Below are 22805 nucleotides of genomic sequence, written 5' to 3'. Positions count from 1 at the left end.
TAAACCTTGTAAGCCAGAGACCAGCACTGGCCGCCTACTCGAACACCAAAGCCCGCATTGCTGCGGGCTTTGTCGTTGTTGCGGGATCAGATTTTGGTCAGTGCGTACGCCAGATCGGCGCGCAGGTCTTCGAGATCTTCGACCCCCACCGACAGACGCACCAGGCCATCGCCGATGCCCAGTTTGGCGCGGGTTTCAGCTGGAATGGTCGCGTGAGTCATGATCGCCGGGTGCTCGATCAGGCTTTCAACACCGCCCAGGCTCTCGGCCAGGGCAAAGATCTTCACGTTTTCCAGAAAGCGCCGTGCACCCTCCAGATTACTGTTCAGATCCACCGAGATCATCCCGCCAAAACCATGCATCTGCCGTTTGGCCAACTCATGCTGCGGGTGCGACGGCAGGCCCGGGTAGTAGACGCGTTTGACCTGCGGTTGTTGCTCCAGCCACTTGGCCAGTTCCAGCGCGTTGCTGCAGTGACGCTCCATGCGCAGCGCCAGGGTCTTCACCCCGCGCAAGGTCAGGAACGCATCGAACGGCCCGGAAATCGCGCCGACCGCGTTTTGCAGGAAGCCGAGTTTGTCCGCCAGTTCGGCATTCTGCCCAACCACCGCGATACCACCGATCACGTCGGAGTGACCGTTCAGGTACTTGGTGGTCGAGTGCAGCACGATGTCGAAACCCAGCTCCAGCGGGCGCTGGATATAGGGGCTGGCGAAGGTGTTGTCGGCAACGCTGATGATCCCGCGTGCGCGGCAGATGCGCGCAATCGCGGCCAGATCCGACAGGCTCAGCAGCGGGTTGGTCGGCGACTCGACAATCACCACACGGGTGTCGTCCTGCAGCGCCGCTTCGAACGCCGCCAGGTCAGTCAGATCGACGTAGCTGAAGCGATGCCCGGCGCTGCGCTGGCGCACCTTGTCAAACAGACGGAATGTGCCGCCGTACAGGTCATTGCCGGAGATCACGTGCGAACCGGCATCGATCAGTTCGAGCACGGTGGAAATGGTCGCCAGCCCGGAAGCGAACGCGAACGCGCGGGTGCCACCTTCCAGATCCGCCACGCAACGCTCCAGGGCAAAACGCGTCGGGTTGTGCGAGCGCCCGTAGTCGAAGCCCTTGTGCACGCCGGGGCTGTCTTGCAGGTAAGTCGAGTTGGCGTAGATCGGCGGCATCAGCGCACCGGTGGTCGGGTCAGGCGTCTGCCCGGCATGGATCACCCGGGTCGCGAAGCCTTGGGATTTATCGTCGTGCTGACTCATGCGAGGGATCTCCGTAATTGGTTGAGCATGTCGGTGCGGGTAATCAGGCCGTGGAAGCCCGAAGCATCGGCAATGATCGCGACGAGGCCGCGACTGAGCACCGCTTCCAGCTCGGCGAGGTTGGCTCCGGGGGCGAGGGTTTGCAGCTTGTCCGTCATCACGCTGGAGACCGATTGGCTGAAGCGTGCGGCATCCCCGTGTACGGGCAGCAGGATGTCCGATTCGTCGATCACCCCGACCAGTTGTTTGCCTTCCACCAGCACCGGCAGCTGCGAGACATCCGCCAGGCGCATGCGCTGAAACGCGGTCAGCAGGGTGTCGTCGGGGCCGACGCTGATCACGCGGCCATCTTCGAAACGCCGGGCGATCAGGTCGCGCAGGTCGCCGTAACGTTTGCGCTGCAACAGGCCTTGATCGGTCATCCACTGGTCGTTGTAAACCTTGGACAGATAGCGCGTGCCGGTGTCGCAGACGAAGCTGACCACGCGTTTCGGCTCGGTCTGTTCGCGGCAGTAACGCAGCGCGGCGGCGAGCAGGGTGCCGGTGGACGACCCCCCGAGAATGCCTTCGGCCTTGAGCAACTGGCGGGCGTGATCGAAGCTTTCTTCATCGCTGATCGAGTAGGCGTGACGCACGCTGCTGAGGTCGGTGATCGACGGAATGAAATCTTCGCCGATGCCTTCCACCGCCCACGACCCGGGCGTTGGCATTGTGCCGTCGCGGCTGTACTGAGCCATCACCGAACCGACCGGGTCGGCGAGGACCATTTGCAGATCCGGTTGTACCCGTTTGAAGAAACGGCTCAGGCCGGTCAGGGTGCCGGCGGAACCGACGCCAACCACGATCGCATCCAGATCATGCTCGGTCTGCGCCCAGATCTCCGGCGCGGTGCTGCACTCGTGTGCCAGCGGGTTGGCGGGGTTGTTGAACTGGTCGGCGAAGAACGCGCCGGGAATGTCTTTGGCCAGGCGTGCGGCCACGTCCTGGTAATACTCGGGGTGGCCCTTGCCTACGTCGGAGCGGGTGATGTGCACCTCGGCGCCCATGGCTTTCAAGTGCAGGACTTTCTCGGTGGACATCTTGTCCGGGACTACCAGCACCACGCGGTAGCCTTTGGCCCGGCCGACCAGCGCCAGACCCAGACCGGTGTTGCCGGCGGTGGCCTCGACGATGGTGCCACCCGGTTGCAGGCGCCCGTCGCGTTCAGCGGCATCAATCATCGCCAGACCGACGCGGTCCTTGATCGAGCCGCCGGGGTTTTGTGATTCCAGTTTGAGAAACAGTGTGCAGAGGCCGGTATCGAAGCGGGTAACTTGTACCAGCGGCGTATTGCCGATCAGCCCAAGTACGGCAGGGCGTGAATCCTTTGACATTTCTTCACCTCTTGTAGTGGTGTTGATCGCGTTCCATTCGCGGGGAAAAGCTCGCGTGCAACATAGGCTTAGACATGATCCGTCGCAACCTTTAACCCGCCGCTGCGCCAGCCATTTCGATCTAACCATAGAACAGAATCGCAGCCTGCAAGCGCCCGGTTTCAGAGGGTTTACATCAAGGCGCCATCGAGTATTGAAAGGGCGTCGCCAGCGCCCCTCACAGCTTGATCTGCGTAGGAATATCCTGCAGGGCGAATCGTGTTTTCAGCGGGCATACGGCCGACAACTGATCATGAGGGAAACTTGTGATCATCAAGATTAAAATGAGTTTGTCTCACTAGAGGCTGATCCTGACAATGGCCGCCATCAACAAGACATTGGAGTTGTTTGTCATGGCACTGGCCCATTCCCTCGGATTTCCGCGCATTGGTCGCGACCGCGAATTGAAAAAAGCGCAAGAGGCGTTCTGGAAAGGAGAACTGAACGAGGCCGGCCTGCGTGAAGTGGGTCGTGAATTACGCAAGGCCCACTGGGACTTGCAGAAGAACGCCAGCATCGAGCTGCTGCCGGTGGGCGATTTCGCCTGGTACGACCAGGTGCTGACCCACTCGCTGATGTTCGGCGTGATTCCCGAGCGTTTCCGTCCACATGACGGCAAAGCCAGCCTGCAGACCCTGTTCAGCATGGCCCGTGGCGTCAGCGACAGTTGCTGTGGCGGTGCGCATGCGCAGGAAATGACCAAGTGGTTCGACACCAACTACCACTACCTGGTCCCGGAATTCAGCGTTGATCAGCAGTTCCAGCTCGGCTGGGAACAGTTGTTCGAAGAAGTCGAAGAAGCCCGCGCACTGGGGCATAACGTCAAACCGGTGATCATCGGCCCCCTGACTTATCTGTGGCTGGGCAAGGCCAAAGGTGCCGAGTTCGACAAGCTGGAATTGCTTGATCGCCTGCTGCCGCTGTACGGGCAGATCTTCGCCCGGCTGGCCGCACTCGGTGTGGAATGGGTGCAGATCGACGAGCCGATTCTGGTGCTCGACTTGCCGCAGGAGTGGAAGAATGCTTTCGAGCGTGCGTACAACCAGATCCAGCGTGATCCGCTGAAGAAACTGCTCGCCACTTACTTCGGTGGTCTGGAAGAGAACCTCGGTCTGGCCGCCAATCTGCCGGTCGATGGTTTGCACATCGACCTGGTACGTGCAGCGGAACAGTACCCGACCATCCTTGATCGCCTGCCGGCCTACAAGGTGCTGTCGCTGGGTGTGGTCAACGGCCGCAACGTCTGGCGCTGCGACCTGGAAAATGCGCTGGCGACTTTGCAGCATGCACATGAGCGCCTGGGTGATCGCCTGTGGGTCGCGCCATCGTGCTCGCTGTTGCACAGTCCGGTGGATCTGGGCCGCGAAGACCAGCTCGATGCCGAGCTGAAAAGTTGGCTGGCGTTTGCCGTGCAGAAGTGCGAAGAAGTCGCCGTGCTGGCGCAGGCGGTCAACGAGCCGGAAGCGCCGAAAGTGCTGCGCGCCTTGGTCCAAAGTCGCTCGGTACAGACCAGCCGCGCCGCCTCGCCTCGTATTCACAAACCGGCAGTGCAGGCCCGTGTGGCGGCCATTACTGCGCAGCACAGCCAGCGCCAATCGCCGTTTACCCAGCGCATCGCCAAGCAGCGCGCCGGCCTCGATTTGCCACTGTTCCCGACCACCACTATCGGTTCGTTTCCGCAAACTGCGTCGATCCGCCTGGCGCGGCAGTCGTTCAAGCAAGGCAAACTGAGCGAAGCCGAATACACCGAAGCCATGTACAGCGAGATCCGCCACGCCGTGCAAATTCAGGAGCAGTTGGGCCTCGACGTGCTGGTGCACGGTGAAGCCGAACGCAACGACATGGTCGAGTACTTCGCCGAGCAACTCGACGGCTACGTATTCACCCGTTTCGGCTGGGTGCAGAGCTACGGTTCGCGCTGCGTGAAACCGGCGGTGATCTTCGGTGACTTGAGCCGCCCGCACGCCATGACCGTGGAGTGGATCCGCTACGCTCAGGGCCTGACCGACAAGGTCATGAAAGGCATGCTGACGGGACCTGTGACCATGCTGATGTGGTCGTTCCCCCGCGAAGACGTGTCTCGTGAAGTGCAGGCACGGCAACTGGCGCTGGCGCTCCGTGACGAAGTGGTGGATCTGGAGTCCGCCGGGATCAGGATCGTGCAGATCGACGAAGCCGCATTCCGCGAAGGCCTTCCGCTGCGCCGCGCGCAATGGCAGCACTATCTGGATTGGGCCACCGAAGCGTTCCGCCTGTGTGCCTCCGGTGTACGCGACGAAACGCAGATCCATACGCACATGTGCTACAGCGAGTTCAATGATGTGATCGAGTCCATCGCCGCCATGGACGCCGATGTGATCACCATCGAAACCTCGCGCTCGGACATGGAACTGCTGGAGGCGTTCGAGGCCTTCGATTACCCGAACGAGATCGGCCCGGGCGTCTACGACATTCACTCGCCGCGGGTGCCGGATGCTTCGGAAATGGCCAATCTGCTGCGCAAGGCAGCGCAGCGGATTCCGGCAGAACGGTTGTGGGTCAACCCGGATTGCGGTCTGAAAACTCGTGGCTGGCCGGAGACTGAGGCGGCGCTGGTACACATGGTCACCGCCGCCCGCCAGTTGCGCAAAGAACTGGCCTGAGAAGACAACCCAAAAACCCTGTGGGAGCGGGCTTGCTCGCGAAAGCGGAGTGTCAGTTAAATAATTTTCGACTGACACTCCGCCTTCGCGAGCAAGCCCGCTCCCACATTGGAGTGTGTAGGGTGTCAGTGACGGCTCATCAAACCGTGCAGTACACCGAGGCGCAGCCCCGGTTCCGACGGCGCCATCTGCGAAATCCCGAATGCCTTGAACGCCGCCAGCATCAATACCAAACCGCCGGGCAAAATGCTCTGGCGATGCGGCTGCAAGCCTGCCAGCTTCAATTGCTGAACGTTCTTCACCTTCAGCAGCAACAGCGACAAACGCAACAGTCCGCCATAGGTAATGCCGTCCTGGCCGAAGTCATTGAGCCGATTGGCCTTGAGCACTTTCGCCAGCATCCGCGCCGTGCCGGAGGAACCAATGGTCTGTTGCCAGCCCTGCGCGCGATAGCGGCGGGCGACTTTTTCGAATTGCAGGATCGCCACGCGCTCGGCTTCTTGCAGTGCGCCGGGAGCAATGCGCCCGTCGGGGAAATAGCGTGCGCCCAGGCTACCGCTGCCAATGGCGATGCTTTCGGTGAGCAGCGGTTGCGACCCCTGGCCGAGAATCAGCTCGGTGGAACCACCACCGATGTCGACCACCAGCCGCATGTCCTCCGCCCCCGGCAGGGTATGAGCGACGCCGGCATACACCAGTTGCGCCTCTTCATGGCCGGAGATGACGTCGATGCGAAAACCCAGATGGCGTTCGGCACTGTGCAGAAACAACTGCGCATTGTCGGCCTCGCGCACCGCGCTGGTCGCCACGGCCCGCACCTTGCCGGCCTCGAAGCCGCGCAGTTTCTTGCCGAACCGCGCCAGCGCCTGCCAGCCACGATCCAGCGCCATTTCGTCCAGTGCACCGCCGTCGAAGCCTTCGGCCAGCCGCACCGGTTCACGCAGGGTTTTGACTTCCTGAATCATGAAGCCTTTTCGACTGCGAACCGACTGGCCGATCATCAGGCGAAACGCATTCGAGCCCAGGTCGATGGCGGCAAACAGCGAGGCGTCTTCTTTCATGGGAATCCCTGCAAGCATCCGTCGAAGGCTCAAGACGGTTTGCGAGGATTCTGCGATGCGCTTGATGACATCCTGATGACGGGGCAGGGGCGGTTCAGTGAATTGTTGGTTGTCATGACACTGTCATTATCCGGCGACTATCCTGACCCCAATACATCGCGTGTTCTTAAAGTTTTTGCTGCCTCTTTGGGCAGCTTTTTTTTTGCCCGCGATTTGGCAAGCCGTGCGCAAGGTTTGCAATCGTGGGCGTCCCTTGGCTAATATACGATCCATATACACTTCGTACCGGATTCGGATATGGGCATCGTAAAAATTTCAGAAGACATGCATGAGAACCTGCGCATCTCCAGCACCGCGCTCAGCCGCTCGATCAACGCGCAGGCCGAGCACTGGATGCGCATCGGCATGCTCGCCGAGCTGCACCCCAACCTCGACCACAGCGCCATTTGCCGCTTGCTGATCCGCGCCGAACAGAACGGCGGGCTGGATCTGCATCAACTGACTCAGGAAGCCGTCAGCGCATGAGAAATCAGATCAAGATCAATACCCCTGCGGAAATCGCGAAGTCGCGTGCGGCGGGCAAACTCGCCGCCGAAGTGCTGGCGATGCTGGTGCCGCACGTCAAGGCTGGGGTGACGACCGATGAGCTGGATCGGTTGTGCAACGATTACATCGTCAATGTGCAGAAAGCCATTCCGGCCAACGTCGGTTATCACGGTTTCCCGAAAACCGTCTGCGCCTCGGTCAACGACGTGGTGTGCCACGGCATCCCGTCGGGCACACCGTTGAAAGACGGCGACATCGTCAACCTCGACATCGCAGTGATCAAGGACGGCTGGTTCGGCGACACCAGCCGCATGTACGTGGTCGGCGAGGCGACGCCTGAGGCGCTGCACCTGATCAAGACCACTTATGACGCGATGTGCGCGGGTATTCGTGTGGTGAAACCGGGCGCCACGCTGGGCGACATCGGTCATGCGATCCAGAGCCTGGCGGAGAGCGAAGGTTTCAGCGTGGTGCGTGAATACTGCGGGCATGGCATCGGCAAGGTGTATCACGATGAACCGCAGATCCTGCATTACGGTTTTCCCAATCAGGGCATGAAGCTCAAGGCGGGGATGATCTTCACCGTCGAGCCGATGCTCAATGCCGGCAAGCGCCATGTGAAGAACATGCCGGACGGCTGGACGGTGCTGACCAAGGATGGCTCGCTGTCGGCGCAGTGGGAGCATATGGTCGCGGTGACCGAAACCGGTTTCGAAATCCTCACCGCCTGGCCGGACGCAATGGAAGGTTTCACCCCGATCGCCTGAACACCCCCAGACCCCTGTGGGAGCGGGCTTGCTCGCGAATGCGGTGTGTCATTCAACATAAACAGTGACTGACACGCCGCCTTCGCGAGCAAGCCCGCTCCCACAGGGGGGATTCGCGGTGCTGCCGAGATTCTCAGTGAGAACCGGCCGCTTTGTTGAGGTCGCTTTCAGCCCATTCGGTGTAGACGCAGGCATCCGCCGTAGCCCAGCGCACCCGCACCGGATCGCCAGCCTTGAGCGGCATGCCCGCCGCCGACAGCGCTTTAACCGTCATCGAAGTACCGCCCGACGTCACCACGCTGCACGTCTGGCTTTCGCCAAGAAACAGCACCTCCACGACCTTGGCCGACACCTCATTCCAACCCGCTGCCAGCGGCTCCTCGCTCGCCTGCTGCACGCTCAGCGCCACCGCTTTTTCCGGCCGCACCATCAGCAGCACATCCTGCTCGGTGTGCAAGCCGGCAGTCAGGCGAATCGACAACGACTGCCCCTCGAAACTCGCCGCCGCATTGCCCTGCGCCTTGAGCTTGAGGAAGTTCGAGTTGCCGAGGAACGACGCGACAAACGCATTCGGCGGATTCTGATACAGGTCATAACCGCTGCCCAAACCAACAATCTTGCCGTGACTGAAAATCGCGATGCGCTGCGACAGGCGCATGGCTTCTTCCTGATCGTGGGTCACGTAGACGATGGTGATGCCCAGGCGTCGATGCAGCTGGCGCAGTTCATCCTGCAAGTCTTCACGCAGTTTTTTATCCAGCGCACCGAGCGGTTCGTCCATCAGCAGAATGCGTGGCTCGTAGACCAGCGCCCGGGCGATGGCGACGCGTTGCTGTTGCCCGCCAGAGAGTTGCGAAGGGCGGCGATGGGCGAATTGTTCGAGCTGCACCAGTTTCAACATCGCATCGACACGCTTGTCACGTTCGGCGGCGGCGAGTTTGCGGATCGCCAGCGGAAAGGCGATGTTGTCGCGCACCGACAGATGCGGGAACAGCGAATAGCGCTGGAACACCATGCCAATGTCGCGCTTGTGCGGCGGCACGTTGACCAGCGACTGACCGTTGACCAGGATCTCGCCGCAGCTCGGGGTTTCGAACCCGGCGAGCATCGACAGCGTGGTGCTTTTGCCCGAGCCGCTGGAGCCGAGGAAGGTCAGGAACTCGCCGTCCTTGATGTCCAGCGAGATGTTGTCGACGGCGGCAAAGTCGCCGTAGTGCTTGTTCAGATTGCGCAGGCTGACCAGGGGTTTGTCGTTCTGCTGGGATGCGTCTTTGATCACGGCACTCATGTCGTACTCCTGGGCGCTCAGGCGCGGATTTCGTTGCGCCGGCGCAGCGCGGCGGCGATCACCATGACCAATACCGACAGGCCGATCAGCAGCGTCGAAGCGACGGCGATCACCGGGGTCTGGTCCTGGCGCAGGGTGGTCCACATTTTCACGGGAAGAGTTTGCAGGGTCGGGCTAGCCATCATCACGCTGAGCACTACTTCGTCCCACGAAACCAGAAAGGCGAAGAGGGCGCCGGCGACCATGCCCGGACGGATCGCCGGGAACGTCACCTTGAACACCGCTTGCAGGCGTGAGGCGCCGCAGATCACCGCCGCGTCTTCAATCGACTGATCGAACAGCTTCAGCGAGTTGATGATCGAGATGATGGTGAACGGCAGCGCGACGATCACATGGCTGACCACGAAGGCAAACATCGTCCCTGTGTAACCGAGCTTGAGAAACAGCGCGTACACCGCCACGGCGATGATCACCAGCGGCACGATCATCGGCAGGGTAAACAGGCCGTAGAGCATTTCCCGTCCGGGGAAGCGCCCGCGCACCAGAGCAAACGCGGTTGGCAGACCGAGCGCCACGGCACAGATCGTGGTCAGCACGGCAACGTTGAGGCTGGCCGCAGCGGCGTTCATCCAGTCGGCGTTGGAGAAGAACTGGCCGTACCATTTCAGCGTCCAGCCCGGCGGCGGGAATACCAGCCACTGCGACGAGCCGAACGACAGCAGGACGATGAACACGATCGGCAACAGCAGGAACAAACCGATCAGCCCGGTGGTTGCATACAAGCCGAAACGCATCCGCCGGCTCATGGCATTGGGAGTCAGGAGCATCTCGGCTTACCTCGCGTTGCTGGCGCCAACCGGGGATTCCGGCTGAAGCTTCAGGTAGAAGTAGAACAGCACCAGGGTGATCGCGATCAGCAACGCGGCGCCGGCACTGGCCAGGCCCCAGTTGAGGAACGATTGCACCTGCTGAATGATGAACTCCGGCAGCATCATGTTCTGCGCCCCGCCGAGCAGCGCCGGGGTGACGTAGTAACCGAGCGACATCACGAACACCATCAACCCGCCGGACGCCAGACCCGGCCGGCACAGCGGCAGGAACACTCGGAAGAAATTGGTCCAAGGACTCGCGCCGCAGATCGAGCCGGCCTGCAGGATCATCGGATCGATGGCCTGCATGGTCGCCTGCAACGGCAGGACGATGAACGGGATCATGATGTAGCTCATGCCGATCACCACACCGGTCAGGTTGTGCACCATTTCCAGCGGCTGATCGATGATGCCCAGCGCCATCAGCGCCTTGTTGATCACCCCCGAGGCCTGCAGCAATACCAGCCACGAATAGGTGCGGGCGAGCAGGCTGGTCCACATCGACAGCAGCACGATGTTGAGGATCCAGCGGCCCCAGCCGCGCGGTACCAGAGTGATAGCCCAAGCCAGCGGGAAGCCCAGCAACAGGCTGAAAATCGTTACCAGTCCGGCCACCGAGAAGGTGTTGAGCAGCACCCGCGCATACGCCGAGTTGGCGAACAGTTGTTCATAGTTGCCAAGGCCCGGGGTCGGTTCGAGCACGCCGCGCAACAGCAGGCCAATCAACGGCGCGAGAAAGAACAGGCCGAGGAACAGCAGTGCCGGGACCAGGTTGCCGGCACCTTTCCAGCGTTGTCTGAAGGTGTGGGTCGAGCCGGTAGCGCCGGTGGCGCTCCCGGTCACCGTTGCAGGACGAGGCGCAGCAGCCGCCATTTTCATTTGACCAGCCATTCGTTCCACCGTGTCGCGATGGCCGGGCCGTTCTTGGCCCAGTACGCGAAATCAAGAGTGATCTGATCCTTGGCGTAGGCCGTCGGCAGGTTCGGGGCCAGCACCGAGTCCAGGCGCGCCACGCTGTCGACGTTGACCGGGGCGTAGGCGGTCAGGTTGGAGAAGTCGGCCTGGCCTTTGGCACTGCTGGCGTTGGCCAGGAACTTCATCGCCGCGTCCTTGTTTTTCGAGCCTTTTGGAATCACCAGAATGTCGGCCATGACCAGGTTCTGTTTCCAGCTCACACCGACGGGTGCGCCATCTTCTTGCAGGGCGTGAATCCGGCCGTTCCAGAACTGGCCCATGCTCGCTTCACCGGAGGCCAGCAGTTGCTGCGACTGCGCGCCGCCGCCCCACCAGACGATGTCTTTCTTGATGGTGTCGAGTTTCTTGAAGGCGCGATCCAGATCCAGCGGGTAGAGCTTGTCAGCCGCTACGCCGTCGGCCAGCAGCGCCAGTTCGAGCACGCCGGGGCTCGGCCATTTGTACAGGGCGCGTTTGCCGGGGTAGGTCTTGGTGTCGAACAGCGCGGTCCAGTCTTGCGGCTTGGCCGCGCCGAGCTTGCCTTCGTTGTAGCCGAGGACGAAGGAGAAGAAGAACGAGCCGACGCCGTAATCGCTGACGAAACGCGGGTCGATCTTGTCGCGCTGGATGACTTTGAAATCGAGGGGTTCAAGCAGGCCTTCAGCGGCGGCACGCAGGGCGAAATCGGCTTCGACATCGACCACGTCCCATTGCACGTTGCCGCTCTCGACCATGGCCTTGAGTTTGCCGTAGTCGGTCGGGCCATCCTGCACCACGGTGATGCCGCTGGCCTTGCTGAACGGATCGGCCCAGGCCTGTTTCTGCGCATCCTGGGTGCTACCGCCCCAGCTGACGAAGTTCACGCTTTCGGCGGCCATTGCAGCCTGGCCGGTCACGCTCAGCAGTCCCGCAAAAAAGATCGCGGTTGCAGCTTTGTTCAACACCATTTTTACGCCCTCATTGTTGTGTTTTTGAGCGGGCTTGCGTTGTTGCCCGCCTGTCGGGAGCAGTAGCCGGACGGTTTTTCAGGTCGCTCGGTCTATGGAATATCATATTATGGTATTCCAAACTTTGTGCAAGCACTTTGCCTTACCGGTTATCTGGCGGATGGGCTTTTTGTGAGCTCGAGGGAATTAAATTGAAATGCAAAACCCTGTAGGAGTGAGCCTGCTCGCGGAAGCGGTGTGACGTTCTGCGATGATGTTGGCTGATCCACCGCTATCGCGAGCAGGCTCACTCCTACAGTTGGAATTGTGGTTGGCGTGGATTATTCGCTGAAGGGAATGCTCTCCACCACCTCCAGGTCATACCCGGTCAGCCCCGCATACTTCAGCGGCGGCCCAAGATGCCGCAGCTTGCCCACCCCCAGGTTCTGCAGAATCTGCGCCCCGGTACCCACCTCCGAATAAATCCGCGATTGCGAACGGCTGAACTGCCGCGGTGGCTGGGTCAGTTGCGGCACGCGCTCGAGCAGCGCCTGCGACGATTCATGATTGGCCAACACCACCACAACGCCATGACCTTCCGCCGCGACCCGTTGCAACGCCGCCCACAGCGTCCAGTTGCTTGGCCCGCTGTACTCGGCGCCGACCAGATCACGCAGCGGATCGATCACATGCACGCGTACTAACGTCGGCTCTTCGCGGCGCAGATCGCCCATCACCATCGCCATGTGCACGCCACCCTCGATGCGGTCTTCGAAAGTGATCAGACGGAACGTGCCATGCACCGTCGGCAGCTCACGTTCGCCGATGCGTTCGATGGTGTGCTCGGTGCTCAGGCGATAATGAATCAGGTCAGCGATGGTGCCGATCTTGATTCCGTGCTTGCGCGCGAACACTTCCAGATCCGGGCGGCGGGCCATGGTGCCGTCATCGTTCATCACCTCGACGATCACCGAGGCTGGGGTGAAACCGGCGAGGCGGGCGAGGTCGCAGCCGGCTTCGGTGTGGCCGGCGCGGGTCAGCACGCCGCCTTCCTTGGCGCGCAGCGGGAAGATGTGCCCAGGCTGCACCAAGTCTTCGGCGCGGGCGTCTTTGGCCACAGCGGCCGCGACCGTGCGGGCGCGGTCAGCTGCAGAAATGCCAGTGGTAACCCCGACCGCCGCTTCAATCGACACGGTAAACGCGGTACTGAACACGCTGCCGTTGCTCGGCACCATTTGCTCAAGGCCCAGGCGCTGGCAGTGCTCGTCAGTCAGTGTCAGGCAAATCAGCCCGCGCGCCTCACGCGCCATAAAGCTGATCGCCTCGGGTGTGCAGCAGTCGGCGGCCAGCAGCAGGTCGCCTTCGTTTTCCCGATCTTCGTCATCGACCAGCAGGACCATTTTGCCGAGGCGATAATCTTCGAGGATTTCTTCGATGCTGTTGAAGGCCATGCTGGACTCTCAGGGTTTGTTGGAAATATATTGGTATACCATAATACAAAATCAACAAAGAGGTCACTATGAAGGCGTACTGGATTGCCCACGTGGATGTCGACGATGCCGAGCACTACAGCCAATACACCCAGCGCGCACCGGCAGCCTTCGCCGCGTTCGGCGCGAAATTTCTGGCCCGGGGCGGACGCAGCGAAGCGCTGGAGGGCAGAGCTACTCCTCAGCGTAGCGTGGTGATCGAATTCGAGAACTATGAGAAGGCCGTGGCGTGCTACCACTCGGCGGCGTATCAGGAGGCGAAACGTTATCGCGAGGAATGGGCGAGGGCGGAGATCGTCATCGTAGAAGGCATCGCACCACTTTAAGCAACACCGCTAAACACTGTGGGAGCGAGCCTGCTCGCGAAAGCGGTCGTTCATTCAACATTTGTATCGACTGACCCGACGCCTTCGCGAGCAGGCTCGCTCCCACAGGGGGATAGGTGGTGATCAGCGGATAAAGTGGATCTTCCCGCTGTCATCATTGCCCATGTAGATCCCATACACCCCGGCCTGACGCTCCTCGATGTAACGCTCGAGAATCTGCCGGATCGCCGGGTAATAGATCTGCTCCCACGGAATGTCCTCAGGCGCGAAGAATTTGTAGTCCAGGGTTTCCGGGCCGAACTGGCCGGTGATCTCCAGCGCGAGGGCGCGGAAGATGATGTACACCTCGCTGATCTTCGGCACGCTGAAAATCGAGTATGGCGAGACGATTTCCGCGCGCACGCCGCTTTCTTCCCAGACTTCGCGCAGCGCCGCCTGCTCGGTGGTTTCGCCGCTTTCCATGAAGCCGGCCGGCAGTGTCCAGGTGCCCGGACGCGGTGGGATCGCCCGTTGGCACAAGAGGTATTTGCCGTCCTGCTCGATGATGCAGCCGGCGATGATTTTCGGATTGACGTAGTGGATGTAGCCGCAGCCGCGGCACATCAGGCGCTCGTGCGTATCGCCCGGCGGTACCTGCTGACCGAGGTCAGGGCCACCGCATTTCGGGCAAAAGCTCGGGCTGAACATGTCAGTGACCTATACGCGGTTCTTTCAGCGCGATCGGCAGGGTGATGTTCGGCGTGGCGCCGGTCTCTTCCTGTTTGCGCTTGAGATAATCGAGGGCCACGGCGGCGGCTGCGCGTACGTGATCGACGCAGGCCTGATGCGCCGCCAGTGGATCGCCGCTCTTGATCGCCTCAACCATTTTTTCCATCTCGTGGTTACTCGCGCCGCGCCGGTTTTCCTGGGACACCGAAGTCGCCCGCAGGTAGCTGATGCGCGCTTGCAACTGGCGTAATTGAGTGGCCGCAACGTGGTTGCCCGAGCCTTCGAGCAGTACGTCGTAGAAGCCCTGCACCGAGTCGATCACCTGTTGCAGTTCGCCGTCCTTGAGTGCCTTGCGGTTCTCGTCGAGGGCTTTTTCCAGGGCCTTGATGTCCTTGGCCTTGGCACGCAGGGTGAACAGCTGGACGATCAGGCCTTCGAGCACGCAGCGCAGCTCATAAATGTCGACCGCATCGGCGAGGGTGATGATCGCCACCCGTGGGCCTTTGGCATCGGCGAACTCGACCAGGCCTTCAGACTCCAGGTGACGCAGGGCTTCGCGCACCGATGTGCGGCTGACACCGAGGCGATCGCACAGATCGCGTTCGACCAGACGATCACCGGGCATGAGCTGGAAATTCATGATCGCGCTACGCAGTTTATCCAGCACGATTTCGCGCAGGGTAACGGGGTTGCGATTGACCTTGAAGCTGTCGTCGAGTGGCTGGCGTTTCATGGGGTCCGCTCTTGAAGTTGGCTGTCCATGCCAGACGGGCATCTAAACAGCCGAGGGGTTAACTGGAGGCCTCGGCGTCGGCTTCGGCGAAGGCTTCACGGGCGAGCCGGAAACTGTCCACGGCTGCCGGGACGCCGCAATAAATACCGACCTGAAGCAGAATTTCGCGTATTTGCTCACGACTCAGGCCGTTACGCAAGGCGCCGCGCACATGCAGCTTGAGTTCGTGCGGGCGGTTGAGCGCCGAGATCATCGCCAGGTTGATCATGCTGCGCTCCTTGAGCGACAAACCCTCACGGCCCCAGACATGGCCCCAGCAGTATTCGGTGACCATTTCCTGCAGCGGGCGGCTGAAGTCATCGGCGTTCTCGATCGAGCGCTGCACATAGGCTTCGCCCAGCACCTGGGTGCGGATCTTCAGGCCTTTTTCGTACTTTTCGTTACTCATCATTCCTCCTGTCACCCTGTTTCCCCTGTGGGAGCGGGTGTGTTAATCAGGCCAGGGTTGGCAACGGCCCGAGCTTGCCCTTGTGATAAATCATCGGTGTCACCGGTTGCTCGGGCAGGATCAGGTTCTTCACCGCGCCGACAATGATCGCGTGATCACCACCGTCGTATTCACGCCACAACTCGCACTCAATGATCGCCGTGGCCTTGGCGAGGATCGGGTTACCGAGTTCGCTCAAATGCCACTCGATGCCGTTAGCCTTGTCCTTGCCTTTACCAGCAAAGGCATAGGCTTCAGCGGTCTGGTCGGCGGACAGCAAATGGATCGCGAATTTCTTGCTGTCGCGCAGCACCGGGTAGGTGTCGGAGGCGTAGTTGGGGCAGAACAGCACCAGCGCCGGATCAATCGACAGCGCGCTGAAGGCGCTGGCGGTGATGCCGACGATGGCGCCCTCCGGGTCGAGGGTGGTGACCACCGTGACCCCTGACGGAAACGAGCTCATGACGTCTTTGTAAATGCCGGGTTCGATCATGTCGCAGGACTCCTAGCGCATCACAAACGGATCAGGCATCGGCGCCTGAGAGAGATTGATCCACACCGTTTTCAGTTCGGTGTAGGCCAGCACCGAATCGATGCCGCTTTCGCGTCCATAGCCACTGTTCTTGAAGCCGCCGATCGGCGCCATCGCCGACACCGCACGGTAGGTATTGACCCAGATGATTCCCGAACGCACATCCCGCGCCAGACGATGGGCGCGGCCCAGGTCGCGAGTCCAGATGCCGGCGGCGAGGCCGAATTGCGAGTCGTTGGCGATTGCCAGCGCCTCGGCTTCGTCTTTGAAGCGAATCACCGAAGCCACCGGGCCGAAAACTTCTTCCTGCATGATCTTCATCGAGTTGCGGTCGCACTCGAACAGCGTCGGCTCGTAGAACCAGCCGTCGCCAAGGTCCGCCGGTCGCTTGCCGCCGGTGCGCAACCGCGCGCCTTCAGCAATAGCGTCAGCCACCAGCCCTTCGACTACCGCCAATTGCTGCGCGGTGGCCATCGGGCCCATTTCGCTGTGGTCTTCCTGCGGGTTGCCGATGCGGATGCGCTGGGCGCGTTCGACCAGGCGGTTGACGAACTCGTCGTAGATTTCGTCCTGCACCAGCAGGCGTGAACCGGACACGCAGCTCTGGCCCGAGGCGGCGTAGATCCCGGCGATGGCGCCGTTGATCGCGCTGTCCAGATCGGCGTCGGCGAAGATGATGTTCGGCGATTTGCCGCCGAGTTCCAGTGACAGCTTGGCGAAGTTCTCGGCGCTGCTGCGCACCACATGCCGGGCCGTGGCCGCGCCGCCGGTAAAGGCGATCTTGCGGATCAGCGGATGGCGGGTGAGGGCGGCGCCGGTGCTCGGCCCGTAACCGGTGACAACGTTGACCACACCCGGCGGAATCCCGGCTTCGAGGGCCAGACGTGCCAGCTCAAGGATGGTCGCCGAGGCGTGCTCGGACGGTTTGATCACGATGGTGTTGCCGGCGGCGAGGGCCGGGGCCAGTTTGATCGCGGTCAGGTACAGCGGGCTGTTCCACGGAATGATCGCGGCAACCACACCCATCGCTTCGTGCACGGTGTAGGCAAACAGGTCGGGCTTGTCCAGCGGCAGGGTGCCGCCTTCGAGCTTGTCGGCGAGGCCTGCGGTGTAGTGGAAGAACTCCGGCAGATAGCCGACCTGACCACGGGTTTCGCGGATCAGCTTGCCGTTGTCGCGACTTTCCAGCTGCGCCAGTTGTTCCTTGTTTTCTGCGATCAGGTCACCGAGACGCCGCAGCAGTTTGCCGCGTGCGGTGGCGGTCAGGCCGCGCCAGGCCGGGCTGTCGAAGGCAGTCTGCGCCGCTTGCACGGCGCGTTCGACGTCGGCTTCATCGGCATCGGGCAGTTCGGCCCAGGCTTGCGCGCTGGCCGGGTTGAGGCTTTCGAAGGTCTTGCCGGAGAGGGCGTCGACCCATTCTCCGCCGATGCACATCTGGAAGCGTGCGAGTGTCATGCAACGATCCCCTTTATATGGTTTTGTCGGGAGTGTGCGTATTCGAGGAATTCCAGCAGCGTCTGGTTGACCAGCCGCGGCGACTCTACCGGCATCATATGCCGTTGCTCGGGCAGCACCGCAACCTTCGCGCCGGGGATGCGTCGGGCCAGTTGCTCGGCCATTTCCGGGGTGGAACCGGGGTCGAGTTCGCCGGTGGCGATCAGCGTCGGCGCCTGAATGCTGCCGAGGTCGTCGGCGCGGTACATGTCCTGCGTGGCGAACAATTCGTAGGTGGTCAGGTAACCCTGCGGGTCGTTGCCGGCCAGGGTCTGACGAATGGCTGCGATCTGCGCCGGGTTGGCCGCCTGATATTCACGGCTGAACCAGCGCGACAGCGCCGCTTCGGCATTGGCATCCGGCCCGTGTTCCGCCGCTTGTGCAGTGCGCGCGATGACCCCGGCACGCTGTTCTTCACTGCGGTTGAACACGCTGTTAAGCACCACCAGGCTTTGCAGGCGCTCCGGGTAGTGCAGGGCAAACGCCCGTGCCACCAGTCCGCCCATGGAGAAACCGATCACCGCAGCCTGAGGCAGATTCAGGTGATCGAGCAGCTCCAGCAACTGATCGGCATAACCGAGCAGGCCGGTGCCGCTGGCCGGGCGCGGGCTGGCGCCGTGGCCGAGCATGTCGTAGGCGATCACCTGGTATTGGGCAGACAGGCCAACGATCTGGCCGCCCCACATTTCTTTGTTCAGGCCCACGCCGTGGATCAAGACCACGGGCTGGCCTTGGCCGGTCGCCAGGTAACTGGTGCCAGCCGGGGTGAGTTCAGCGGTGAGCCGAATCATGGAGCGCTCCTGCAATGCCTTTTTATTGTGATTACTGGGCTTTTTCGGCGGCCAGTTCTTCCAGATCGATGTAGCGGTTGCCGATGCGCGGGTGCAGGCGACCACCGTCGGCGCAACCGAGCACCACCACGATTTCGTCGGCACGCGGCGCGTCTTCGATCTGCATTTCCAGGGTGATGTAGTGCGAACGCTGGCCTTCGTCGTCCTTGTGCATCATCGGGATCTGAATCGAAGTGCCCGGGCCGCCGCGCTTGTTGGTGAAGCTCAGGTAGCTCTTGGCCTTGACCGCCTCGCGGTAGTGATTACCGAAGCGCAGGGTATGGATCACCGCCGAGGCGTGTTCGATCTCACCGTCGGCGCCGACCACTGCCGCTTTGCCGTACGCCTCGATCTTCTCGGCGCCGCCGATGATGCCCACCAGACGCTCGACCATCGTGGCGCCGAGGTCGGAGCAGTTGGCGCGGATCTGCGGTTTCAGATCCTCGACGAAACCGTTGCCGACCCACGGGTTCTTCATCACCACAGCCAGCCCGACCATGGTCACTGGCTTGTCAGTGACCTTGCCGCCTTCGATGAAGGTTTCTTCGACATAGCTGACGATCTTGCGAATTTCGAAACTCATGAGCTGCTCCGTAGGGGGATTGAGAGTGTCTGTGCGTCTGATGGTATACCATAATACCGATCGTGCAAGTCCCCCACGCAAGATTTGCCGCATCCATCAGGCGAATGGCGCTGTATTCATCTGCCACCACAATTCCCCCAAACACCATTAACCCTTGTGGGAGCGAGCCTGCTCGCGAATGCGGTGGGTCAGCCGATGAAGATGGCGACTGCAAGGGCATCTTCGCGAGCAGGCTCGCTCCCACAGGGAAATTCATTCGTTACAGGGGCCGCTTTCGGTTAACAAAAGATAACGTGGCGCCGATTGTCAGACGTTTCCAAAGCCCGATAGGATGAGCCAGCTTCCCAAGGCGCTCTGGACTGCGGGTTTCACGGCTATGCTTGTGACCCATCAGTCACCACGAGCACCCTTGCGGCGCCCTAAGGCCCAATGGCCTAACAATAATAAATAGGGGAAGGTCTATGAGTCGTTGCCGCCCGCCGGCGTTTCGCAACACCGCGTTGCTGGCCACAGCCCTCACACTGCTGGGCTGTGCTGTCTTGTCGGCACCCGTGCTGGCCGCCGAAGCGCCCGCCGACGGGGTGTATTCCACCGAATCGGCCAAAGCCGCCAAAAGCCTGATACTCGATGTTGTCCACGCCGGCACCCGGTTGGTGGCGGTGGGTGATCGCGGGCACATTCTCTATTCCGACGACCAGGGCAAGACCTGGACCCAGGCCAAGGTGCCGACCCGGCAACTGCTGACGGCGGTGTATTTCGTCGACGACAAGCACGGCTGGGCGGTCGGCCACGACGCGCAGATTCTCGCCAGCGAAGACGGCGGCCTGACCTGGAGCAAACAGTTCGAAGACCTCAAGCGCGAAGCGCCGCTGCTCGACGTCTGGTTCCAGGACATCAACCACGGTGTTGCGGTCGGCGCTTACGGTGCGCTGCTGGAAACCACCGACGGCGGTAAGAACTGGCAGGACGTCAGCGACCGCCTCGACAACCAGGACCAGTTCCACCTCAACGCCATTGCGGCGGTCAAGGACGCCGGGCTGTTCATCGTCGGCGAGCAGGGCAGCATGTTCCGCTCCCCGGACTGGGGCCAGACCTGGGAGAAAATCCAGGGCCCGTATCAAGGCTCGCTGTTCGGCGTGATCGGCACCGCGCAAGCGCAAACCCTGTTGGCCTACGGCCTGCGCGGCAATCTCTACCGCTCCAGCGACTTCGGCAACACCTGGCAGCAGGTCGAACTCAAGGCCGCGCGCGGTGCGCTGGAATTCGGCCTGTCCGGCGCGACCCTGCTCGCCGACGGCTCGATCGTGATCGTCGGCAACGGCGGCTCGGTGATCAGCAGCAGCGACAACGGCGAAACCTTCAGCGTGTTCAACCGCCCGGACCGTATCTCGCTGTCCTCGGTCACTGCGGCCGGCGACGGCAATCTGATTCTGACCGGGCAGGGCGGCGTGCACACCACGCAGCCCAACGGCGCCGAAATCAATAATAAGAAGGCGGGGCTATGACTTCCTTGATCACTCCTCAGCAGGACAAAGCCACGCTCCTCGAACGTCTGATTTTCAACAACCGCCCGGCCGTGATCCTGATCTGCCTGGTGGTCAGCATCTTCCTGTTCTGGCAGGCCACGCTGATCCGGCCGTCCACCAGTTTCGAAAAAATGATCCCGCTCAAGCATCCGTTCATCGAGAAGATGATGGAGCACCGCAACGATCTGGCGAACCTGGGCAACACCGTACGGATTTCGGTGGAAGCCAAGGACGGCGACATCTTCTCCAGGGAGTACATGGAGACGCTGCGCCAGATCAACGACGAGGTGTTCTACATCTCCGGCGTCGACCGCTCCGGCCTCAAGTCGCTGTGGAGTCCGAGCGTACGCTGGACTGAGGTCACCGAAGAGGGCTTCGCCGGCGGTGAAGTGATTCCGCAGAGCTACGACGGCTCGCCGGACAGCCTCGACATGCTGCGCAACAACGTCCTCAAGTCGGGGCAGGTCGGGCGGCTGGTGTCCAACGACTTCAAGTCGAGCATCGTCGACATCCCGCTGCTGGAGTCCTACCCGGACCCGCAGGATCAGGGCAAGTTGCTCGCCCTGGACTACCGCCAGTTCTCCCATGAGCTCGAAGACAAGATCCGCAACAAGTTCGAAGCGCAGAACCCCAACGTCAAGATCCACATCGTCGGTTTCGCCAAGAAGGTCGGTGACCTGATCGACGGGCTGGTGATGGTGGTGATGTTCTTCGGCATCGCTTTCGTCATCACCCTGATCCTGCTGCTGTGGTTCACCAACTGCCTGCGCAGTACCGTGGCGGTGTTGAGCACCACACTGGTAGCGGTGGTCTGGCAGCTCGGGCTGATGCACTTCTTCGGTTTCGGGCTGGATCCGTACTCGATGCTGGTGCCGTTCCTGATCTTCGCCATCGGCATTTCCCACGGCGTGCAGAAGATCAACGGTATCGCCCTGCAATCGAGTGAGGCGGACAACGCCCTGACTGCGGCGCGGCGCACCTTCCGGCAACTGTTCCTGCCGGGGATGATCGCGATTCTCGCTGACGCCGTCGGCTTCATCACCCTGTTGATCATCGACATCGGGGTGATCCGCGAGCTGGCAATCGGCGCGTCCATCGGCGTGGCGGTGATCGTGTTCACCAACCTGATCCTGCTGCCGGTAGCGATTTCCTATGTCGGCATCAGCAAGCGCGCCATCGCCAAGAGCAAGAAGGACGCGAATCGCGAACATCCGTTCTGGCGCTTCCTGTCGAACTTCGCCAGCCCGAAAGTCGCACCGATCTCCATCGCTTTGGCGCTGATCGCCTTCGGTGGTGGCCTCTGGTACAGCCAGAACCTGAAAATCGGCGACCTCGACCAGGGTGCACCGGAGCTGCGTCCGGACTCGCGCTACAACAAGGACAACAACTTCATCATCAACAACTACTCCACCAGTTCCGACGTGCTGGTGGTGATGGTCAAGACCGCCACCGAAGGTTGCTCGCGCTACGAAGCGATGGCGCCGATCGACGAGCTGATGTGGAAGATGCAGAACACCGAGGGCGTGCAGTCGGCGATCTCGCTGGTGACCGTGTCCAAGCAGATGATCAAGGGCATGAACGAGGGCAACCTGAAATGGGAAACCCTGTCGCGCAACCCGGACGTGCTGAACAACTCGATCGCCCGCGCTGACGGCCTGTACAACAACAGCTGTTCGCTGGCGCCGGTGTTGATCTTCCTCAACGACCACAAGGCCGAAACCCTCGACCGTGCGGTACACGCGGTGCAGGAATTCGCCAAGGCCAACAACAAGGACGGTCTTGAATTCATCCTCGCCGCCGGTAACGCCGGGATCGAAGCGGCCACCAATGAAGTGATCAAACAGGCCGAGCTGACCATTCTGATCCTGGTGTACATCTGCGTGGCGGTGATGTGCATGATCACCTTCCGCTCGTGGGCGGCGACCCTGTGCATCGTCCTGCCGCTGGTATTGACCTCGGTGCTGGGCAACGCGCTGATGGCGTTCATGGGCATCGGCGTCAAAGTCGCGACCCTGCCGGTGGTGGCGCTGGGCGTGGGGATCGGCGTGGACTACGGCATCTACATCTACAGCCGTCTGGAAAGTTTCCTGCGCGCGGGTCTGCCGTTGCAGGAAGCCTATTACCAGACCCTGAAATCCACCGGTAAAGCGGTGCTGTTCACCGGTCTGTGCCTGGCGATTGGCGTGTGCACCTGGATCTTCTCGGCGATCAAGTTCCAGGCCGACATGGGCCTGATGCTGACCTTCATGTTGCTGTGGAACATGTTCGGTGCGCTGTGGCTGCTGCCGGCGCTGGCGAAGTTCCTGATCAAACCGGAAAAGCTGGCGGGGCAGAAGGGCAACTCGCTGTTTGCTCACTGATCCGGATACCTG

At 61.4% G+C, this 22805-nt stretch carries 21 protein-coding genes and 1 pseudogene; 6 read left to right on the top strand and 16 right to left on the bottom strand.

Annotated features, from left to right (window positions below):
- Nucleotides 1–86 precede the first annotated feature (86 nt).
- Nucleotides 87–1259, bottom strand: coding sequence for a cystathionine gamma-synthase (locus tag ACM6I7_RS08250; RefSeq protein WP_414888327.1), 1173 nt, complete (start codon nucleotides 1257–1259; stop codon nucleotides 87–89).
- On the bottom strand, nucleotides 1256–2632 hold the full coding sequence (locus tag ACM6I7_RS08245) for a pyridoxal-phosphate dependent enzyme (RefSeq protein WP_414888326.1): 1377 nt from the start codon (nucleotides 2630–2632) through the stop codon (nucleotides 1256–1258). The genes ACM6I7_RS08250 and ACM6I7_RS08245 overlap by 4 nt, the downstream gene beginning before the upstream one ends.
- A gap of 392 nt (nucleotides 2633–3024) precedes the next feature.
- On the opposite strand from ACM6I7_RS08245, the gene metE reads away from it, so the two are divergent.
- A complete protein-coding gene (gene metE, locus ACM6I7_RS08240; protein ID WP_414888535.1) occupies nucleotides 3025–5313 on the top strand; it encodes a 5-methyltetrahydropteroyltriglutamate--homocysteine S-methyltransferase in 2289 nt (762 codons plus the stop codon).
- A 125-nt stretch (nucleotides 5314–5438) separates the two neighbouring features.
- On the opposite strand, the gene ACM6I7_RS08235 is transcribed toward metE, so the two are convergent.
- Complete coding sequence (locus tag ACM6I7_RS08235; protein ID WP_097087126.1) at nucleotides 5439–6374, bottom strand: Ppx/GppA family phosphatase; 936 nt, start codon at nucleotides 6372–6374, stop codon at nucleotides 5439–5441.
- A gap of 297 nt (nucleotides 6375–6671) precedes the next feature.
- Here ACM6I7_RS08235 and ACM6I7_RS08230 point away from each other — a divergent pair, with 297 nt between their 5' ends.
- Together ACM6I7_RS08230 and map are read left to right on the top strand one after the other, a co-directional pair.
- The gene (locus ACM6I7_RS08230) at nucleotides 6672–6899 is read left to right on the top strand and encodes a ParD-like family protein (protein ID WP_025111624.1); all 228 of its coding nucleotides are present in this window, start codon (nucleotides 6672–6674) and stop codon (nucleotides 6897–6899) included.
- A complete protein-coding gene (gene map, locus ACM6I7_RS08225; protein WP_414888325.1) occupies nucleotides 6896–7687 on the top strand; it encodes a type I methionyl aminopeptidase in 792 nt (263 codons plus the stop codon). The genes ACM6I7_RS08230 and map overlap by 4 nt, the downstream gene beginning before the upstream one ends.
- Nucleotides 7688–7692: 5 nt before the next feature.
- On the opposite strand, the pseudogene ACM6I7_RS08220 reads toward map, so the two are convergent.
- The 6 genes and pseudogenes from ACM6I7_RS08220 to ribBA all read right to left on the bottom strand — a co-directional run.
- Nucleotides 7693–7824 (bottom strand): annotated as a pseudogene (locus ACM6I7_RS08220) (metal ABC transporter ATP-binding protein); the annotation flags it as partial.
- Nucleotides 7821–8975 carry an ABC transporter ATP-binding protein gene (locus tag ACM6I7_RS08215; RefSeq protein ID WP_414888324.1) on the bottom strand — a complete coding sequence of 385 codons (1155 nt, stop codon included), beginning with the start codon at nucleotides 8973–8975 and terminating at the stop codon, nucleotides 7821–7823. The gene ACM6I7_RS08215 and the pseudogene ACM6I7_RS08220, both read right to left, overlap by 4 nt.
- Before the next feature lie 17 nt (nucleotides 8976–8992).
- Nucleotides 8993–9802 carry an ABC transporter permease gene (locus ACM6I7_RS08210; protein WP_414888323.1) on the bottom strand — a complete coding sequence of 270 codons (810 nt, stop codon included), beginning with the start codon at nucleotides 9800–9802 and terminating at the stop codon, nucleotides 8993–8995.
- 6 nt (nucleotides 9803–9808) lie between these two features.
- Complete coding sequence (locus tag ACM6I7_RS08205; RefSeq protein ID WP_097087131.1) at nucleotides 9809–10723, bottom strand: ABC transporter permease; 915 nt, start codon at nucleotides 10721–10723, stop codon at nucleotides 9809–9811.
- Complete coding sequence (locus ACM6I7_RS08200) at nucleotides 10720–11745, bottom strand: ABC transporter substrate-binding protein (protein WP_414888322.1); 1026 nt, start codon at nucleotides 11743–11745, stop codon at nucleotides 10720–10722. Before ACM6I7_RS08200 ends, ACM6I7_RS08205 begins: the two co-directional genes overlap by 4 nt.
- Before the next feature lie 320 nt (nucleotides 11746–12065).
- Complete coding sequence (gene ribBA, locus ACM6I7_RS08195) at nucleotides 12066–13175, bottom strand: bifunctional 3,4-dihydroxy-2-butanone-4-phosphate synthase/GTP cyclohydrolase II (RefSeq protein ID WP_086790931.1); 1110 nt, start codon at nucleotides 13173–13175, stop codon at nucleotides 12066–12068.
- Nucleotides 13176–13243: 68 nt separating this feature from the next.
- Here ribBA and ACM6I7_RS08190 point away from each other — a divergent pair, with 68 nt between their 5' ends.
- Nucleotides 13244–13540, top strand: a complete 297-nt coding sequence (locus ACM6I7_RS08190) for a DUF1330 domain-containing protein (RefSeq protein WP_103367400.1) — start codon at nucleotides 13244–13246, stop codon at nucleotides 13538–13540.
- Between the two features lie 123 nt (nucleotides 13541–13663).
- Here the strand turns inward: ACM6I7_RS08190 and ACM6I7_RS08185 are convergent, their stop codons facing one another.
- The 7 genes from ACM6I7_RS08185 to ACM6I7_RS08155 are packed head-to-tail and all read right to left on the bottom strand — an operon-like array spanning nucleotide 13664 to nucleotide 18907.
- Complete coding sequence (locus ACM6I7_RS08185) at nucleotides 13664–14227, bottom strand: NUDIX hydrolase (RefSeq protein ID WP_103367399.1); 564 nt, start codon at nucleotides 14225–14227, stop codon at nucleotides 13664–13666.
- A gap of 1 nt (nucleotide 14228) precedes the next feature.
- Complete coding sequence (locus ACM6I7_RS08180) at nucleotides 14229–14981, bottom strand: GntR family transcriptional regulator (protein WP_007968636.1); 753 nt, start codon at nucleotides 14979–14981, stop codon at nucleotides 14229–14231.
- 58 nt (nucleotides 14982–15039) lie between these two features.
- Complete coding sequence (locus tag ACM6I7_RS08175) at nucleotides 15040–15429, bottom strand: carboxymuconolactone decarboxylase family protein (protein WP_198760186.1); 390 nt, start codon at nucleotides 15427–15429, stop codon at nucleotides 15040–15042.
- A gap of 46 nt (nucleotides 15430–15475) precedes the next feature.
- The gene (locus ACM6I7_RS08170) at nucleotides 15476–15961 is read right to left on the bottom strand and encodes a flavin reductase family protein (RefSeq protein ID WP_115989588.1); all 486 of its coding nucleotides are present in this window, start codon (nucleotides 15959–15961) and stop codon (nucleotides 15476–15478) included.
- A gap of 12 nt (nucleotides 15962–15973) precedes the next feature.
- Nucleotides 15974–17455, bottom strand: a complete 1482-nt coding sequence (locus ACM6I7_RS08165; protein WP_134786603.1) for an aldehyde dehydrogenase — start codon at nucleotides 17453–17455, stop codon at nucleotides 15974–15976.
- Entirely contained in the window at nucleotides 17452–18285 is an 834-nt protein-coding gene (locus ACM6I7_RS08160) for an alpha/beta fold hydrolase (RefSeq protein WP_333990738.1), read from the bottom strand. The genes ACM6I7_RS08165 and ACM6I7_RS08160 overlap by 4 nt, the downstream gene beginning before the upstream one ends.
- 31 nt (nucleotides 18286–18316) lie before the next feature.
- Nucleotides 18317–18907: an amino acid synthesis family protein gene (locus tag ACM6I7_RS08155; RefSeq protein ID WP_414888321.1), complete on the bottom strand. Its 591-nt coding sequence runs from the start codon at nucleotides 18905–18907 to the stop codon at nucleotides 18317–18319.
- A gap of 461 nt (nucleotides 18908–19368) precedes the next feature.
- On the opposite strand from ACM6I7_RS08155, the gene ACM6I7_RS08150 reads away from it, so the two are divergent.
- Together ACM6I7_RS08150 and ACM6I7_RS08145 are read left to right on the top strand one after the other, a co-directional pair.
- Nucleotides 19369–20412, top strand: a complete 1044-nt coding sequence (locus ACM6I7_RS08150) for a WD40/YVTN/BNR-like repeat-containing protein (RefSeq protein ID WP_414888320.1) — start codon at nucleotides 19369–19371, stop codon at nucleotides 20410–20412.
- On the top strand, nucleotides 20409–22793 hold the full coding sequence (locus ACM6I7_RS08145; RefSeq protein WP_225135273.1) for an efflux RND transporter permease subunit: 2385 nt from the start codon (nucleotides 20409–20411) through the stop codon (nucleotides 22791–22793). Before ACM6I7_RS08150 ends, ACM6I7_RS08145 begins: the two co-directional genes overlap by 4 nt.
- The last annotated feature ends 12 nt before the right edge of the window (nucleotides 22794–22805 follow it).

The sequence above is a fragment of the Pseudomonas sp. IT-93MI4 genome (assembly GCF_949767635.1).
GTDB classification, from domain to species: domain Bacteria; phylum Pseudomonadota; class Gammaproteobacteria; order Pseudomonadales; family Pseudomonadaceae; genus Aquipseudomonas; species Aquipseudomonas putida_A.
This window is presented reverse-complemented; position numbering and strand designations above follow the sequence as displayed.